Source organism: Luteimonas sp. KH_071 (assembly GCF_057838005.1).
The window spans coordinates 1,682,384-1,700,359 of record NZ_CM174458.1; the positions used below are offsets into that span (position 1 = coordinate 1,682,384).

Genomic DNA, 17,976 nt, shown 5'->3' on the forward strand with positions numbered 1-17,976 from the left:
ATGACCTCGGCCACCTTCCTGTTGCCCGCGGCCGCACGCTTCGGTGCGCAGCGCTGGCAACAAGACGTATCCCGCGCGCTCGGGCGCGCGGATGTGGCGTTACTGGCATCCGGTCGTCGCGCGCAGCTGGCCCGGCAGATCGAATTGCCGGGCGGCACCTGGCCGCTCGCGGCCCTGTCGCGCCAGCTCGACGTGGGCGATGCCGACACGCCGGACAGCGCCTGGCTGCGCGCCGATCCGGCGTGGCTGCGGCCCGACATCAACGGCGTGCGCCTGATGGCGCATGGCGACACGCTCGGCCTGACCCGCGAAGACTGCGATGCGTTGCTGCCGGCGCTGCAGCCGGTGTTCGGCGATGCCGGCTTCGCGCTCGACGCGCCCGATCCGGCGCGCTGGTATCTGCGCGTGCCGCGCGCGAGTCCCGTGCCCGAGTTCCTGGACCCGTCCGAGGCTCTGGGCACCGATCTCGCCGATCACGACGACGACAGCGCGGCGGCGCGTCGCTGGCGTGCGCTGGCGACCGAGGCGCAGATCATCCTGCACAACCATCCCTGGAACGCACGCCGCGTCGCGGCCGGCAGGACGCCGGTCAATGCGCTGTGGTTCTGGGGTGGCGGCCCGCTGCCCGATGCGCGCGTGCACACGCGTAGCGCGTATGCGCAGGTCCACACCGACGATCCCACCCTGCGTGCATTGGCCGCGAGCGCGACGAAGGCTGCGCCGTTGCCGCAGGCCTTCTCTGCGTCGGGCGACGCGATGCTGTTCGATCTGGTCGGCGAGCGTGACCTGCGCCGGTTGCAGACCGATTGGCTGCAGCCCGCGCTCGCCGCATTGGCCCGCGGCCAATTGCGCACGCTGCGCATCGATGACGAGGACGGGAACGTGCTGACGCTGCGTCGCTGGCATCGCCTGCGTGTCTGGCGTCGCCCGCGCATTGCATCGCCGGTGGCGACACCATGAGCGCGCAGGCGCCGACGATCCGCCGACGCGAGGCCACGGTCGGCGAGGGCTGGCCGGCGACCGTGCCATCCCTGCTGCGGCGGATCTACGCCGCGCGTGGCGCGCATGACCTCGACGCTGCGCAGCCGAAACTCGCCGGCCTGCTGCCGCCCGACGCGCTGTCGAACATCGATGCCGCGACAGCCTTGCTCGCCGATGCCATCGCCAGCGGCGAACGCATTCTCGTGGTCGGCGATTTCGACTGCGACGGCGCGACGGCCTGCGCAGTCGCCGTGCGCGGGCTGCGCATGCTCGGTGCGCGCGACATCGTGCATGCGGTGCCCAACCGCATCACGCACGGCTACGGCCTGTCACCGGCGCTGGTCGAATCGCTCGCGCCGCTGGCGCCGTCGCTGCTGGTGACCGTCGATCACGGGATCGCCTGCCATGCCGGCATCCGGGCGGCGAAAGCGCTGGGTTGGCGCGTGCTGGTGACCGATCACCATCTGCCGGGCACCGAGCTGCCGCCGGCCGATGCGATCGTCAATCCGAACCTGCCGGGCGACACGTTTCCGAGCAAGATGCTGGCCGGCGTCGGGGTGATTTTCTACGTGCTGATGGCGCTGCGCGCGCGGCTGCGCGGGCAGGGCGATACACGCGCCGCGGATGCGGATCTGGGCAGCCTGCTCGATCTCGTCGCGGTCGGCACCGTCGCCGATCTGGTGCCGCTCGACGCGAACAACCGTGCGCTCGTCTCCGCGGGTCTGCGACGCCTGCGCGCGCGTCGCGGCTGCGCCGGGCTCAACGCGCTGATCGAGATCGCCGGCCGCGATGCCGCGCGCCTGACCGCGGCGGACATCGGGTTCGCGATCGGCCCGCGGATCAATGCGGCCGGCCGGCTCGAAGACATGGCGATCGGCATCGAATGCCTGCTCAGCGACGACGGCGCGCATGCGCGCGATCTCGCCGACACGCTGCACCAGATCAATGCCGAACGTCGCGCCGTGCAGCAGTCGATGCTCGACGACGCGGAGAACGCCGTCGCCGGTCAGCCGCCGGTCGATCCGGCCAGCGCCGGCGTGTGCCTGTTCGACGCGCAGTGGCATCCGGGCGTCGTCGGGCTGGTCGCATCGAAGATGAAAGATGCGTTGCATCGTCCGGTGATCGCGTTCGCGCCCGCCGAACCCGAAAGCGAGCAGCTGCGCGGCTCGGCGCGTTCGATCCCCGGCCTGCACATCCGCGACGTGCTCGCCGCGGTCGACGTGTCGTACCCCGGCTTGATCGAGCGCTTCGGCGGGCATGCGATGGCGGCGGGACTCACGTTGCAGCGCGATCGCCTCGATGCGTTCACCGAAGCCTTCCGCGCGGCGGTCGAACGGATGCTCGATCCCGCGCTGCTGCGCGCGGAGATCCTGACCGACGGCGCCTTGCGCGGCGAGGAATTCGACATCGTGCATGCCGCGCATCTGCGCGATGCGGGGCCGTGGGGGCAGGGCTTTCCCGAGCCGCAGTTCGATGGCGAGTTCGCGGTCGTCGACTGGCGCGTGGTCGGCACCCGGCACCTGAAGCTGACGCTGCGCGTTGACGGACATCCGAAGCCGCTGTCGGCCATCCATTTCGGCGGCTGGCGCGACATTGCGCCGGCCGCGCGCGAACGCATCGTCTATCGCCTGGCACCGGACGATTACCGCGGCGGGGATGCGGTGCAGCTGGTCGTCGAACATCGCGAGCCGCTGGGCGGCATCTGACGCCAAGCCGTCCCGCGTGCGGAAACGTGAATGCGGGTGCAGAATGGGCCGCCGCGCACGCGGCATGCTTGCGGCCGTTGCCCCCGCACCGCCGCCCACTTCTGTACAGGGAGACGTTCTTGAAGACTGTCCATACGCTGGCCCTCGCCGTGGCGCTGGCCCTGGCACCGACGCTCGTCGCATATGCCGCGCCGGATGATGCCGCCGAATCCGTGACCCTGGGCGCCGAGCGCCGGGGCGAGATCACCAGCCGCTCCAGCCTCAACCACCAGGACGGCTCGCGCAGCCAGCTCTATCGCATCGACCTGCGCGAAGGCCAGGTAGCCTCGTTCAAGCTCGAAGGTCCACTGCGCGGCAGGCTCACCGCATTCCATGGCGGTGATCTGGTCGCCGCCTCGAACCCGAACACCGAATCCGCCTCGCTGGTCGTCCGCGCCAAGCGCGCCGGCAGTTACACGATCGCCGTCAGCGGCGCCGACGCCAGTGCGTATGGTCCGTTCACGCTGCAGGCCACGGCGATCGAGGCCTACAACGGCGAGACCTTGCGCGTGGGTGCGGCGATCAGCGACTGGACCGATGCAAAGCGCCAGTTGCCGCTGCAGATCGACGAAGCCGGTTTCTACACGATCGACATGATGTCCGACGATTTCGACCCGGTGCTCAAGCTCGACGGTCCTGGCGTTGCGCTGAGCAACGACGACGGCGGCGACGGCAGCAACGCGCGCATCAGCGCACGACTCGCGCCGGGCACCTACACGCTGACGGCCGAAGGCTATGGCAGCGATCGCATCAACGGCATGTACCAGCTCCGCGTCGCCGCGCGTCCGCTGCCTGAAGGCGGCTTGCGGGAAGGTGGCGCACTGGACGTCGGCAGCACGGTGACCGGCCTGTACGAAGGCACCGCGCATGCGTACACGTTCTCGCTGCCGGCGCGCCGCGTCGTCCGCATCGACATGCGCAGTGACGAGGTCGATTCGTTGATGCACCTGGCCGGCAACGGCGTGGAAAAGACCGACGACGACGGCGGCGGCGGCCTTAACTCTCGTATCTCGATGCTGCTGGAACCGGGCGACTACACGCTGCGTGCCGACGCTGCATCCGCGGGCGCCGGGCTGTACACGCTGGCCTTCGCCGCGTCGGAAGCGCCGGACAATGTCGGCGGCGGCACGCTGGCAACAGGCCGTCCGATCGAGGCCACGTTGCTGCCTGGCATGACCGACCGCTGGACGTTCAACGTCCGCAGCGCCGGTGAGTACGCGATCGCGATGCATTCCGACGATGTCGACAGCTATCTGCGCCTGAGCCGCGACGGCCAGGAAGTGGCGACCGATGACGATGGCGGCGGCGCATTGAATGCACGCATCGCCCAGCGGCTCGAGTCGGGCAGCTATGTCGTCGAAGCTTCGTCGGTCGACGGCGACACCGGCGGCAATTACCGCATCTCGCTCGAGCGTCGCTGAGTCCGGCGACCGGTTCCGCGCAGGGCAGGGCGGGTCTGTCTGCAGCTCGAGCGGACCGCACGATGCATCGACGGGTAACGGCCGTGATTACGCCGCGGTGGGCTCCGCGTCCACCTCGGCTTCTCCGGCGCCCCAGTGAATCTGCGCCCGGCTGCTGCACGCAGTCGCGGCGCCCGACGCCATCGCGGTTTCCGGGTCGCGCAAGATGTCTGCGATCGTCGTGTCCGTGACGGCATCGCCTCCCCACAGACCGGTCCATGCTGCTCGTCCACCGCGCTTGGACGCGTAGAGCGCGCGGTCGGCCAGGTCGACTGCATCCTGCCAGCCACCGCGGCTGGCCCCAACGCCCGGAAGAAACGGCCAGCAGGCGAATCCGAGCGAGATCGACAACGGCACTGCGCCCACCTCGTCGATCTCGAAAGGTGCGTTGCCGATCGAGTTCCTGAGGCGCTTGGCGATCTCGGTGGCGGCCCGCAATTCGATGCCAGGGCAGGCGACTACAAACTCTTCTCCACCCCAGCGCGCCACCAGATCGCCTGGGCGGCAGCATTCGGCCAGCCGCGCGGCGATCTGCACCAGGATGGCGTCACCGGTCGCATGCCCATAGCGGTCGTTGCACTGCTTGAAGTGGTCGACATCGATCAGGAACACCGCGTTGCGCAGCGCAGGCCGCGCCGGCAGCGGGGTGGCGCCCAGGCGACGCATCGCGGCACCGCGGTTTTCAAGTCCGGTGAGTCCATCGGTCGAGCCGAGGTGATGCAGGCGCCGATTGACCCGACGCTGGTACCACCAGAACGCGAGCATCAGCACCGCCAGCACCATGGCGCAGATCAAGGCCGCATTGCGCAGCCAACGTGTGTGCATCAGGTTCAAGGCTTCGACCTGCCGCGCCTCGCGCAAGGCGACGATTTCGCGCTCGCGCACCTGGTCCAGCAGTTTCGCCTGCAGCCCGGCCAGGCTGTCGAGGTTCTGCGAGCGCAGGTTGCGCACCTCCGACCGCAGCAGGGTGTCCTGCACGTCCAGCGCTTCTTCGAACCTGCGCGCCGCGCGCAAGGCCGCGATCTTCGCCCGGACCGCATCGCTGTATTCCCGGCTCAGCCGTGTCGTGCCGACCAGCGCCATCGCATGTTCTGCATGCGCGCGCGCCACATCAGGCGCGCCGTCATCGAGCGCGAGGCGGGACATGCGCAAGCGGGTGATGGCGGCGCCCGACCGGTCACCGGACGCGGCCTGGAGGTCGACGATACGCTGCAGCTCGGCCATGGCGGACGCGGTTCCGCCCCCTGCGAGCCGGGCCTGCACGGCGACGCGCTCGGCGCGCGCCCGGCGCACGGTGTAATCGTCGTCATCTCCCAACTGCGCAGCGGCGTCGAAGTGGACCAGGGCGTCGCGGTCCCGGCCGGCACGCAGGTGGTTCATGCCGCGGTTCAAGTGCAGCAGGAGCGTCTGCTTTTCGGGGAGATCTGAGCCGGCGATGATCTCGTCGGCCTGCTCGAAGAATTGCTCGGCGGCGTCGTAGGATTCGAGTTCTTCGCTGTAGATGCTGCCGACGTTGATCAGCATCACGGTCTGGGCGATGGCGGATTCGTCGAGTTGCGCCGCCTCGTACGCGCGGACGTAGAGATCCAGCGCGCGCGGGATCAAGCCGATGCTATGCAGGGTCGATCCGGCATTGGACAGCGCGCGTAGCAGGAACTCGGGCGGCATGGGATGCGCCAGCAGCAGTGATTCGACGCGATCGACCGACGCGGTCGCGCGATCGCTGTCACCGAGCAACGCCGCGGCGCGGCCGAGGCAACTCTGCAGCTTGATCTCCTCGTCGTGCGCCATCGGTCCGCGCGCGAGGACCGCATCGGCAAGTTGCAGCGCGGCCGCCGGATCGCGCTGTCGCAGCTCGAAGCAGCGGTCGATGTCGGCAGCGGCCGACACCGTGGTCGGCGGCGTCAACGCCGAAACCGGTGCGACCCAGGCCAGCGTCGCGGCCGCCAGCGCGGCGGCCAGGCAGAACATCCCTCTTGCGCGTGTGTTCATGTGGTCGCGTGGTCCTGCCAGGGCCCCCGATGGCAAGCAGCGAGTCTAACCAGATTCGCCATTCAGCAGACCCGGTGCGGCGCGCGGCATGGCCGGGGACTTGTTAGAATCCCCGGTTTTCCGCGGTTCCCAATCCCATGCTTGAACTCAATCCTGTTCGCCAGCGCATCGTCGACCTCCGGGGTCGGCTGGATGCGCTCAGGGGGTTTCTTTGACTACGACGCCCGTCGCGAGCGTCTGGAAGAAGTCGAGCGCGAGCTCGAAGACCCGAACATCTGGAACGATCCCGAACGCGCGCAGGCGCTGGGACGCGAGCGGTCGACGCTCGACAAGACCGTCAATGGCATCCGCAGTCTGACCGAAGGCCTGGAAGGCGCGAACGAACTGCTGGAACTGGCCGAGTCCGAACAGGACGCGGATACCGCGCAGGCAGTCGTCGACGACGTCGAAGGCTTCGCCGTCGAGGTGGACAAGCTGGAATTCCAGCGCATGTTCTCGGGTGAGTTCGATTCGGCGAACTGCTTCGTCGACATCCAGGCCGGCGCGGGCGGTACCGAAGCCCAGGACTGGGCAGAAATGATGTTGCGCATGTATCTGCGGTGGGCGGAGAACCGCGGCTGGAAGACCGAACTGATGGAAGTGTCCGGCGGCGAAGTCGCGGGCATCAAGTCGGCGACGGTGCGCGTGGAGGGCGAGTTCGCCTACGGCTGGCTGAAGACCGAGATCGGCGTGCACCGGCTGGTGCGCAAGTCGCCGTTCGATTCCGACAACCGCCGGCATACCAGCTTCACTTCGGTGTTCGTGTCGCCGGAAGTCGACGACAACATCGAGATCGACATCAATCCGGCCGACCTGCGCACCGACGTGTACCGCTCGTCCGGCGCCGGTGGTCAGCACGTCAACAAGACCGAGTCTGCGGTGCGCATCACGCACATCCCGACCAATACCGTGGTCGCCTGCCAGAACGGCCGCAGCCAGCACCAGAACCGCGACACCGCGATGAAGATGCTGGCCGCCAAGCTCTACGAGCTGGAAGTGCAGAAGCGCAATGTCGAAAAGGACGCGCTGGAAGCGACCAAATCCGACATCGGCTGGGGCAGCCAGATCCGCAACTATGTGCTCGACCAGAGCCGCATCAAGGATCTGCGCACGGGTGTCGAGCGCAGCGATACGCAGAAGGTGCTCGACGGCGATCTCGACGAGTTCGTCGAGGCCAGCCTGAAATCGGGGCTTGCGGCGGGCTCCAAACGTACCGACGCCGTCTGATCGACCCCTCTCGCCGACGCGCCGCGTCGGCACGTCGCGCGACCGGCACGCCGGTTGCGTGTGACTCCTCTTCGCACACACACGAACCGCACCCCCATGACCGACGCCCCCGCACCGCAGACGCCCGCCGACGAGAACGCCCTGATCGCCGAGCGTCGCGCCAAACTGACCGCGCTGCGCGGGCAGGGCGTCGCGTTTCCGAACGACTTCCGTCGCCGCGACGAGGCCGGCGCGCTGCAGGCCTCGCACGGAGATGCCGAGCGCTGGACCGGTGAGGCGCTGGAGGCCGAAGGTGTGCAGGTCGCGGTCGCCGGCCGTCTGATGGCCAAGCGGATCATGGGCAAGGCCGCGTTCGCGACGGTCCAGGACGTCAGTGGTCGCATCCAGCTGTTCCTGCAGTCGGCGACGCTCGGCGAGCGCTACGACGCGTTCAAGGGCTGGGATGTCGGCGACATCGTCGCCGCCGAAGGCACGCTGATGCGGACGAAGACCGGCGAGCTGTCGGTCAAGGCGTCTTCATTGCGCCTTCTGACGAAGTCGCTGCGCCCGCTGCCGGACAAGTGGCACGGCCTGAGCGATGTGGAGCAGCGCTACCGCCAACGCTACGTCGATCTGATCGTCTCGCCCGACGCGCGCGCGGTGTTCGTCAAGCGCTCGCGCATCATTGGCGCGATCCGCCAGTGGCTCGACACCCGCGACTTCCTCGAAGTCGAGACGCCGATGATGCATTACATCGCCGGCGGCGCGGCGGCCAAGCCGTTCACCACGCACCACAACGCGCTGGACCTCGACCTGTTCCTGCGCGTCGCGCCAGAGCTTTATCTCAAGCGCCTGGTCGTCGGCGGTTTCGAGCGCGTGTACGAGATCAACCGCAACTTCCGCAACGAGGGCGTGTCGACCCGGCACAACCCCGAATTCACGATGCTCGAGCTCTACGAGGCCTACGTGGCCTATGAAGAGGTCATGAATCTGACCGAGACCCTGATTCGCGATGTCGCGGTGCAGGCGGTCGGCACCACCGCACTGGAATGGGACGGCAACGCGATCGATGTCGGCCCGGCGTTCCGGCGCTGGAAGCTCGAAGAAGCGGTGCGCGAACTCAACCCCGAGATCAGCGTCGCCGACTGCCGTGACCGCGAGGCGCTGGCCGCGCACTGCGCGCGTCTGGGCGTGCACGTGAAGGCCGGCTACGGCTGGGGCAAGCTGCTGCTGGAAATCTTCGAGAAGACGGTCGAGACCGGCCTGATCCAGCCGACCTTCATCACCCATTACCCGGTCGAGGTCTCGCCGCTGGCGCGCGAATCCGACAGCGAGGCAGGCATCACCGACCGCTTCGAACTGTTCATCGGCGGCAAGGAGATCGCCAACGGCTTCTCCGAGCTCAACGATCCCGAAGACCAGGCGGCGCGATTCCGCGCCCAGGTCGACGCGCGCGATGGCGGCGACGACGAGGCGATGCACTACGACGCCGATTACATCCGCGCGCTCGAGGTCGGCCTGCCGCCGACGGGCGGGTTGGGCATCGGCATCGACCGCCTGGTCATGCTGCTGACCGGTTCCTCGTCGATCCGTGACGTGCTGCTGTTCCCTTACATGCGCCCACAGGTCGACGCCTGAGGGCAGTTGCTGCCGTCCGGTGGCATTCGCTGTGGCCGTTGTCACCATCAGGCGCAGTCCGGCTGGCGTGTAGGGGTTTCCCGAATGCTGGCGCGGGACTTGCTTCGGATGGAGGTCGCCCGCGATGATGCGGATCCGGGAAGCCTAAAGGGAGGCCAGCCGCATGAACATCGTCATCGTCGACGATCAGACGTCCGCAAGGACGATGCTGCGCCACATCCTCGAGGACATCAGTCCCGAGCTCGAGGTCTTCGACTTCGGCGATCCCGAGAACGCGCTGCGCTGGTGCGACGATCACCGCCCCGACCTGCTGCTGCTCGACTACCGCATGCCGGTCGTCGACGGTCTCGAGTTCGCGCGCCGCTTCCGTCGGCCGCTGATGCACCGTGACGTGCCGATCGTGCTGGTCACCGTGGTCGGCGACGAGCCGATCCGCCAGGCCGCGCTGGAAGCGGGCGTCATCGATTTCCTGGTCAAGCCGGTGCGCCCGCGCGAGCTGCGCGCGCGTTGCCGCAACCTGTTGCAGTTGCGCCAGCAGTCGGAGTCGGTCAAGCAGCGGGCGTTGTCGCTGGAGCAGCGCCTGCTCAAGAGCATGCACGAGGTCGAGGAGCGCGAACGCGAGACCCTGACCCGGCTGGCGCGCGCGATCGCATATCGCGACGCCAGCACCAGCGCCAATCTGGAGCGTGTGGCTGCTGTGGCCGGCATGGTCGCCGAGGCGATGGGCCTGTTCGAAGACGAAGTGCGGATGATTGAACTGGCCGCGCCGCTGCACGACATCGGCAAGATCGCGATTCCCGACGCCATCCTGATGAAGCCGGGCCCGCTGACGGCCGAGGAAACTGCCGAGATGCGCCGGCATCCGCAGATCGGCTACGAATTGCTGAGCAACAGCCAGAACCGTTTCATCCAGCTCAGCGCGCTGATCGCGCTGCGCCACCAGGAGCGCTACGACGGCAGCGGGTATCCGGACGGTCTGGCCGGCGAACAGATTCCGCTCGAGGCACGCATTGTCGCGATCGCAGATGTGTTCGACGCGCTGATGTCCAAGCGTCCGTACAAGCGCGCTTGGTCCATCGAGGAGGCGCTGGCCTACATCGGCGAGAACAGCGGGCGCCATTTCGATCCGCGCTGCGTCGAGGCGATGCTGTCGAACGTGCCGCGCCTGCAGCACATCTGCGCCCAGTTCGGCGGACGGCCCGTCGGGCCGTTGCAGTAAGTCGCCTGCGATGAACGCCGCCTTCGGCTGGCTGCGCGCGCGTCTGTCCGACCGGAACGACAGCGAGCACGGGCAGGCCACCGTGCGATTGGTGATGCTGGTCGTCATCTATGCCTACCTCCAGTTGTTCGTCGCCGGCAAGCCCGAAGTCGCACGCGAGCTGTGGCTGTCGGAGGCGTATCTCGCCATCGAGTATGCGGTCGCGCTGGGCATCTTCGTCTGGCTGCTGTGGCGCCCGGGCGTATCGCACCCGCGGCGTGTGCTGGGCATGGTGGCCGATTACAGCCTGATGGGTGTGGGCCTGTTCCTGCTCGGGGACCTGCTGGCCTGGCTGTACGTGGTGATCATGTGGGTCACGGTGGGCAACGGCCTGCGCTTCGGTCCACGTTATCTCTATGCCGCAATCGGGTTCGCCGTGGTGACATTCGGCACCGCGGTCGCTCTCACCCCGTACTGGCAGCAGAACCTGTCGCTCGCGATCGGCCTGCTGGTCGGCCTCGTCGCGGTGCCGCTGTATCTGAGCTCGCTGCTGCGCGCCCTCACAGAAGCGACGCGCGCGGCGAAAGCGGCCAGCGAAGCGAAGAGCCGGTTCCTGGCCAACATGAGCCATGAATTCCGCACGCCGCTCAACGGCATCATCGGCATGTCCGACCTGCTGGTGACAACGCCTCTGACCGCCGAGCAGCGCGACAGCGCACACGTCATCCAGACCTCGGCGAAGGCGCTTCAGGTGCTGGTCGACGATGTGCTCGACATCTTCAAGATCGAGGCCGGCAAATTCCGCAGCACCCATGCCGATTTCTCTCTGCCCGAGCTGGTACGCGGCATCCAGGTGATGCTGATGCCGAGCGCGCTGGCCAAGGGGCTGCAGTTCGAGGCCAGCGTGGCGAGCGGGGTGCCGACCCTGCTGCACGGCGACAGCAACCAGTTGCGCCAGGTGCTGGTGAACCTGCTCTCGAACGCGATCAAATTCACCGATCAGGGCAAGGTCACGCTGGCGATCGAGACGGTCGCCAGCGAACAGTCGCCGTCCCGGGTGCAGTTGCGTTTCTCGGTGCGCGACACCGGCATCGGCATGCCGCCCGAAGCGCTGACCAGTATCTTCGATGCGTTCGAGCAGGTCGAAACCGGCCTCGGCAGGCGCTTCGGTGGCACCGGCCTCGGCACGACGATCGCCAAGGGCCTGACCGAACAGATGGGCGGTCAGATCCAGGTCGAGAGCCGGCTGGGCGAAGGCTCGCATTTCTGGATCGAGATCCCGCTGGGCGTGGTCGAACGCGACGACGCGGCGCCTGCATCGGCCAGCAATGTCATTCCGTTCGACGACCCGTTCGTGCGTCACCGCGCGCGTGTCGAGCCGATGCGCATCCTGGTCGCCGACGACCAGCCGGCGAACCGTATGGTGCTCAGACGCCTGCTCGAGAAGGCGGGGCATCGGCCGCACATCGTCAACGACGGCGATGATGTGCTGTTGGCCCTCGAGACCCAGAGCTTCGATGCGGTGATCACCGATCTGCACATGCCGGGCGCGGACGGTCTGGACATCATTCGGCAGACGCGTTTCATGGAGGCCGGGAGCGGTCGCCGTACACCGTTCATCGTGCTGACCGCCGATGCGACCGCCGAGGCGCGGGAAGCCTGTATCCGCGCGGGCGCGATCGCCTACCTCACCAAGCCGATCGTCATCGAGCGGATGCTCGAGAAGCTTGCCGAGATCGCGCTGGGTGGCGCGGCCGTCGCGTCAGCCCACGCCTTGCCGGTTGCGCCGACGCGCGATGCGCGTATGTCCGACACCAGCGTCATTTCGCAGGACATTCTCGACGAACTGCGCGAGATGGGGTTGGGTGAACCGTTCGTCCAGCGGTTTCTGGGCGAATGCACGCGCGATGCCCGCAAGTGCCTGGTCGATTTCGAAGAGTCCGCCCGGGTCGGCAACTGGGATGCCGCACGCGATGCCTGCCACGCGCTCAAGGGCGCGGCCGGCAACATGGGCGCGGTCCGGTTGGCCGACAGCGCATCGACCGGAATGGGCATGCGTTCCGATCAGCTGCAAAGGGAGTGGAGCGGTCTGCTGCTGACCCTGGGCCAGCAGCTCGAGGAGGCACTCGTCGCATTACGCGACCGCGGCGATCTGCCACGGGCCGGCATGCCCGGGTCCGAGAAAGGCTGACCCGGGCTTTGCGTCTGGCGATCAGCCGACGTCGGCGGCCTTGTCGTCGTCCACCGCATCCGGCCTGCGCAGTTGCGCGCGGACCAGACGCTCCATCGTGCGCAACTGGCGATCGCCCAGCTGCAACGCGGTGTCGACCCAGATCCGGGTGATGCGCATCAGCTCTTCGTGCGTCACTGGGTGTGCACCCTCACGGACCTCGTGCAGGGCCAGGCGCGCGGCGGCGATCCGGCGGTTCTGACGGATCACCTCGTGCACCGCGCGCGTGCCTTCGCCCTTGGGGACGAGCACGTCGACGATCCCCATCTTGTGGAGTTCGTCGCTGCTGTACATCACACCGTTGAGCATCATCTCCTCGGCGACCTTCGGACTGACCTTCTGCGCGAGCAGAGAGTACGCGCCCATGCCCGGGAAGAGGCCGAACAGGACTTCGGGAAACCCCATCTGCACACCGCTCTCGGCGACGATGGTCTGACAGGCCAGCGCGAGCTCGAAACCGCCTCCGAGCGCGTCGCCTTCGACCAGCGCCACCGTATGCGCATTGCGGTGCAGGCGCGTGTGCAGCAGATGGATGTTGTCCACGCACTCGGTCGCATAGCGCAGCAGGCCGTCCCGGTTGCGGTCGCGGATCAACGATGCGAAGAGCTTGAGATCACCGCCGAGGTTGAACACGTGGCTGTCCGCGCCGAGCACGATGTGCGACACGTGTGCCGGTTCGGCCTCGGCGCGGCTGGCGATGCGATCGATCGTCTGCTGCGCGAAGAGGCGCAGTTCGCGCAGCAGGGCGGGAGAAAAGCAGGCCCGATAGGTGGGATCGGAGAACGCCTGCTGCGTATGCATGAAGCACCAGTGCGAGTCATTGGACGCGTCATGTTCGATACGGATGATGGAGAGTGCGGCGGTTGCGTCACCGTGCAGCAGCTCGACGTTGGTCATTGAAAATCCCCTGAAACGGACTTCCCACCGGTCGGGCGCCCGGTAGGCGGTCCCGATAAAATTTTTCGCCCGATGCGGGCTTCTATGCGCGCATCGGGCGAAAAGGGCAAGGATTTCAATGGTCTGAAAGCTGAATGCCAAATCCGTCACCTGGATTTGGGAACCTCGTCACACTTTTGGCAATTCGTCACGCAGCTCGCGGCGCAGGATCTTGCCGACATTTGTCTTCGGCAGTTCCGTACGGAACTCCACGATGCGCGGATGCTTGTAGCCGGTCAGGTTTTCCCGCGCGTGCGCCTTGACCTGCTCGGCCGTCAGCGACGGATCCTTGCGCACGATCACGACCTTGACCGCCTCTCCGGACTTGTCGTCGGGCACGCCGATCGCGGCGACTTCGAGCACGCCCGGCATCATCGCGATGACGTCCTCGACTTCGTTCGGATACACGTTGAAGCCGGAGACCAGGATCATGTCCTTCTTGCGGTCGACGATATAGAAGAATCCCTTCTCGTCCATCTTCGCCATGTCGCCGGTATGCAGCCAGCCGTCGGCGTCGATCGCCTCGGCGGTGTCTTCGGCGCGCTGCCAGTAGCCCTTCATCACCTGCGGGCCGCGGATGCACAGCTCGCCGACTTCGCCGACCGGCAACTGTGCGCCGTCCTCACCCTTGACGCAGGCTTCCGTCGATGGGACAGGCAGCCCGATCGCGCCGTTGTACTCGGCCAGGTCCATCGGATTGATGCAGGCGGCAGGCGAGGTTTCGGTCAGGCCATACGCCTCGACCAGTGTGACGCCGGTGGTCTGCTTCCAGCGCTCGGCGACCGAGCGCTGCACGGCCATGCCGCCACCGAGGGTGAGCCGCAGCGGGCTGAAATCGATGTCGGCAAACCCCGGCGTGTTGAGCAGACCGTTGAACAGCGTGTTGACGCCGGTGATCGCGGTGAACGGCTCGCGCTTGAGCTCCTTGACGAAGCCGGGCATGTCGCGCGGGTTCGTGATCAGGATGTTCTTCGCACCCAGACGCATGAAGACCAGCCCGTTCGCCGTCAACGCGAAGATGTGATACAGCGGCAGCGCCGTGATGATCGTTTCCTGGCCTTCGCGCGCCAGCGGTCCGATCCAGGCCGAGGCCTGCTGCATGTTGGCGACGAGGTTGCGGTGGGTGAGCATGGCGCCCTTGGCCACGCCCGTCGTGCCGCCGGTGTACTGCAGGAACGCAATGTCCTCGTGCGTGATCGACACTTTGGGCAGCTCGTGCTTCGCACCGGCTGCGATCGCGTCGCGGAACCGGACGGCGCCGCGGATCGCGTAGTCCGGCACCATCTTCTTGACGTGCTTGAGCACGAAATTGACGATCGCGCCCTTGGGGAAACCGAGCAGATCGCCGAGTCCCGTGGTGATGACCTGCTTGACCTGGGTGTCGGCCAGCACGTCCTGGACGGTCTTGCCGAAGTTGTCCATCACCAGTACCGCAGCGGCGCCGGAGTCGACGAGCTGATGGCGCAGCTCGCGCGGCGTGTACATCGGGTTGGTGTTCACCACCGTCAGGCCCGCGCGCAGGATGCCGAACGTCGCGATCGGGTACTGCAGGCAGTTGGGCATCATGATCGCGACGCGATCGCCCTTCTTGAGCTTGAGTTCGCCGAGCAGGTAAGCCGCGAAGTCGCGGCTGCGCGCGTCGAGTTCGCCGTAGGTGATCGTCTGTCCCATGTTCGAGAACGCGGGCCTGTCGCGAAACTTCGCGATGGCTTCGTCCAGAACCGCCGGCACCGAGCTGTACTGCCCGGGATCGATTTCCGCAGGCACGCCTGCAGGGTAGTTCGCCAGCCACGGACGTTGATCGGTCATGCAATCCTCTCCCTGATTGAAGGCCGTCACTCGAACTGGTGACCGTACCTGTGCAATTCGCTCGATTGGAGCATAGGCTCTAGGGGGAGGCAAGGCGCGATGCGGCGTAGATCGCGCGGGTTGCGCGCTTTTCTTCGGGGCTGACGGGAGAGTGGAACGATGCGGGAAACAGGCGACCACGCACGACGCATCTGCGGTGCTGTCGCGATCTTGCTGACGTGCGTGCTGGCCATTGCGGCCTGTCGCCGCCCGGGTCCGGAAGACGCGATCCGCGCACAGGTCGCAGCCTTGCAGGCTGCCATCGAGCAACGCAGTGCGTCGGATGTGGCGGACTTGCTCGACGAGGATTTCATCGGCCCCCAGAACATGGATCGTCGCGCAGCACGGCAGATGGCAGCGGTGTTGATGCTGCGGCATCAGCGCATCGGCGTGCACATGGGGCCGGTCGAGGTCGCGTTGCAGGGGGGCGATCGCGCGACGGTGCGCACGCGCGCGGCGTTGACCGGGGGGGAGGGCAGTGCGCTGCTGCCCGACAGTGCGCAGGCGTGGCGGATCGAAAGCGGCTGGCGGTTGCGCGACGGGGTATGGCGGATCACCAGTCTGGACTGGACGCCGGTTCTGGATTGAAACGCGGCGCTGTGCGCCGCCGCGTATCCGTCACTCGAAGTCGTAATGCATGCCGGGACTGGCCGCCGCCAGGAAGTTGCCCTGCACGTAGTCGATATCGGCGCCGAACAGGATCGACATGCTGGCCGCATCCTGCACGAATTCGGCGATCGTGCGGATGCCGACTTCGCGCGCGCGGCGTGCAATTTCGCCGATCCGCGCCTGGTTCTCGGTATTGCCGGGCAGATCGTCGGTGAAGCTGCGGTCGAGCTTGAGCAGGTGCGGTTGCAGATGGCTGAGGAGCTGGAACGAATCGAGACCGACGCCGAACTGCTCGAGCGCGAAGCGCCCGTCGAAGCGTGCCAGGCGCGCAGCGAATGCCTGGGTCGCCTTGAGGTGCGTGAACACCTTGGCTTCCGGGAGCTGCAGTACGAGGTACTCGCCGGGCACCTGATGCTCGGCCAGTTGCTCTCCGACGAAATCCGCGAACGCATCCCCGTCGAGAGACGCCTGGCTGACCTTGACCAGTAGCGTCGTCGGATGACCCGCGCGCAGGCGCTGACCGATCGCGGCGATCGCGCGGGCAGCGACGTGGCGGTCGATCTCGCCGAGCATGCCGTTGTCTTCGGCGATTTGCAGGAACGTTCCGGGCGCGATGAGCTCGCCGTCGCCGCCGTCAAGTCGCAGCAGCACGTCGTAGACCGCGGCATTGTCGCCTTGCAGGTTGATCACAGGCTGGTAATGCAGCGCGAAGCCATCGTTGTCGAGCGCGTTGCGCAGGCGGGCGATCCAGGCCTGGATGCGCTCTTCCTCGACACGGTCCACCGCGCTCGGGTCGAACACCTCGCAGCGGTTGCCGCCGGTGCCGGATGCAGAGGCGAGGGCCGTCGTCGCACGGGCGAGCACCTGCGCGACATTGGCGATCTTCTCGCCGACCTGCACACCGCCGATGCTGACGGTGATGACGCTCGAACGCTCGCCCACGTCGAACACGTGATCTGCGAATCCTGCACGGATGCGTTCGGCCGTCGCGGCAGTGGCGTGGTAATCGTGGCCGCGCAGCAGGATCGCGAGCGTATGTCCGGCGTAACGAGCGACGGTGGCGTCGCCGTCGACCAGCGTCTGCAGGCGCCCGGCAACGGCGGCCAACAGATCGTCGGCATGATCCAGGCCGATATCGGCCAGCAGTTGCTGGTGATGGTCGGGCTCAAGCATCAGGAAACCGTACTGGCCGTCCGATTGCGCTGCCTCGTCGACGGCATCCTCGATCGCGCGCAGGAAGGTCGGGCGGTTCAGCAGGCCGGTGACCTGGTCGCGGTGGCGCAGTTCCTCGAGCTCGAGCACGAGGTCGGCATCGAGCTCCTCGCGGCGACGGAACACCACCTGCAGGCAGGGCTCGCCCTCGTACTGTGCGGTGGTGAACTCCATCGAGGCCGGAAACGCATTGCCGCCGATATCGCGCGCTTCGATTTCGTGGCGCGGCGGTGGCGGCTCGCCCTTGCTCAGGGATTTCAGCAGCGCCTTGAACGATTCCACGTGCTGGGGCGCGACCATGTCCAGCAGCGAGATGCCTTCGATGTCCTCGAAGCTGTCATAGCCGAACATTTCCAGATAGGCCGCATTCGCGCGGATGTGCATGCCTTCGTGGATGTAGGCGATCGGGTCGCGCGACGAGTCGATCAGCGCATCGCACCGGCGCTCGGTTTCGCGCACGCGGGCTTCCAGACGACGCAGGCCGCGACGGGCGTCGCGATCGGCCCAGGCCTCGCGCACGCAGGCGAGCAGCTGCTGGGGCGCATGGCGCAAGGCGACGGCGCGGGCACCGGACTGGATCGCATCGATGTAGTCCGTCTCGATCAGCGTGTCGACCAGTGCGATGACCGGCAGATCGCGGCCGCTGTCGGCGACACGCTGCATGACCTGTGCGAACGGGAGCAGGGTCGAGTTGCGCGCAGTGATCACGACGTCGGGAGACTGGCTGCCGATCATGCGGCCCAGCTCGTCGTCGGATTCCGGCCGCAGCGGGCGGACCGCGATGCCGGCATTGCGCAAGCCACTGGCAAGGGCCTCGGCATCCTCGACGCGGTCGTCAATGATCAGAAGGCGCAGGGCAGTGTCGGCTCGTGTCGACATTCG

At 67.2% G+C, this 17,976-nt stretch carries 12 protein-coding genes; 8 read left to right on the forward strand and 4 right to left on the reverse strand.

The window, feature by feature from the left end:
* From AC3IRM_RS07965 to AC3IRM_RS07975, 3 genes are all read left to right on the forward strand, one after another.
* Positions 1–960, forward strand: coding sequence for a phosphoglycerate mutase (locus AC3IRM_RS07965; protein ID WP_489205658.1), 960 nt, complete (start codon positions 1–3; stop codon positions 958–960).
* Positions 957–2,687, forward strand: coding sequence for a single-stranded-DNA-specific exonuclease RecJ (recJ, locus tag AC3IRM_RS07970; protein ID WP_489205659.1), 1,731 nt, complete (start codon positions 957–959; stop codon positions 2,685–2,687). The genes AC3IRM_RS07965 and recJ overlap by 4 nt, the downstream gene beginning before the upstream one ends.
* Before the next feature lie 119 nt (positions 2,688–2,806).
* Entirely contained in the window at positions 2,807–4,147 is a 1,341-nt protein-coding gene (locus tag AC3IRM_RS07975; RefSeq protein ID WP_489205660.1) for an ABC transporter substrate-binding protein, read from the forward strand.
* Between the two features lie 87 nt (positions 4,148–4,234).
* On the opposite strand, the gene AC3IRM_RS07980 is transcribed toward AC3IRM_RS07975, so the two are convergent.
* On the reverse strand, positions 4,235–6,178 hold the full coding sequence (locus AC3IRM_RS07980; protein ID WP_489205661.1) for a tetratricopeptide repeat-containing diguanylate cyclase: 1,944 nt from the start codon (positions 6,176–6,178) through the stop codon (positions 4,235–4,237).
* Between the two features lie 137 nt (positions 6,179–6,315).
* On the opposite strand from AC3IRM_RS07980, the gene prfB reads away from it, so the two are divergent.
* The 4 genes from prfB to AC3IRM_RS08000 all read left to right on the forward strand — a co-directional run bounded on the left by prfB (position 6,316) and on the right by AC3IRM_RS08000 (position 12,450).
* Positions 6,316–7,444 (forward strand): peptide chain release factor 2 gene (gene prfB / locus AC3IRM_RS07985; RefSeq protein ID WP_489205662.1). Its coding sequence is split into 2 segments (ribosomal slippage): positions 6,316–6,390 and positions 6,392–7,444, totalling 1,128 coding nucleotides; the frame shifts between segments, so codons are not numbered across the junction.
* Between the two features lie 96 nt (positions 7,445–7,540).
* Entirely contained in the window at positions 7,541–9,061 is a 1,521-nt protein-coding gene (gene lysS, locus AC3IRM_RS07990) for a lysine--tRNA ligase (RefSeq protein ID WP_489205663.1), read from the forward strand.
* Positions 9,062–9,224: 163 nt separating this feature from the next.
* Entirely contained in the window at positions 9,225–10,280 is a 1,056-nt protein-coding gene (locus tag AC3IRM_RS07995) for an HD domain-containing phosphohydrolase (RefSeq protein ID WP_489205664.1), read from the forward strand.
* Between the two features lie 10 nt (positions 10,281–10,290).
* Entirely contained in the window at positions 10,291–12,450 is a 2,160-nt protein-coding gene (locus AC3IRM_RS08000; protein ID WP_489205665.1) for an ATP-binding protein, read from the forward strand.
* Positions 12,451–12,471: 21 nt separating this feature from the next.
* On the opposite strand, the gene AC3IRM_RS08005 is transcribed toward AC3IRM_RS08000, so the two are convergent.
* Together AC3IRM_RS08005 and AC3IRM_RS08010 are read right to left on the reverse strand one after the other, a co-directional pair.
* The gene (locus AC3IRM_RS08005) at positions 12,472–13,386 is read right to left on the reverse strand and encodes a crotonase/enoyl-CoA hydratase family protein (protein ID WP_489205872.1); all 915 of its coding nucleotides are present in this window, start codon (positions 13,384–13,386) and stop codon (positions 12,472–12,474) included.
* Positions 13,387–13,554: 168 nt separating this feature from the next.
* A complete protein-coding gene (locus AC3IRM_RS08010; RefSeq protein WP_489205666.1) occupies positions 13,555–15,234 on the reverse strand; it encodes a long-chain fatty acid--CoA ligase in 1,680 nt (559 codons plus the stop codon).
* Between the two features lie 159 nt (positions 15,235–15,393).
* On the opposite strand from AC3IRM_RS08010, the gene AC3IRM_RS08015 reads away from it, so the two are divergent.
* Positions 15,394–15,861 carry a nuclear transport factor 2 family protein gene (locus tag AC3IRM_RS08015; protein ID WP_489205667.1) on the forward strand — a complete coding sequence of 156 codons (468 nt, stop codon included), beginning with the start codon at positions 15,394–15,396 and terminating at the stop codon, positions 15,859–15,861.
* 30 nt (positions 15,862–15,891) lie between these two features.
* On the opposite strand, the gene AC3IRM_RS08020 is transcribed toward AC3IRM_RS08015, so the two are convergent.
* Positions 15,892–17,973 carry a GGDEF/EAL domain-containing response regulator gene (locus AC3IRM_RS08020; RefSeq protein ID WP_489205668.1) on the reverse strand — a complete coding sequence of 694 codons (2,082 nt, stop codon included), beginning with the start codon at positions 17,971–17,973 and terminating at the stop codon, positions 15,892–15,894.
* Between the last annotated feature and the right edge of the window lie 3 nt (positions 17,974–17,976).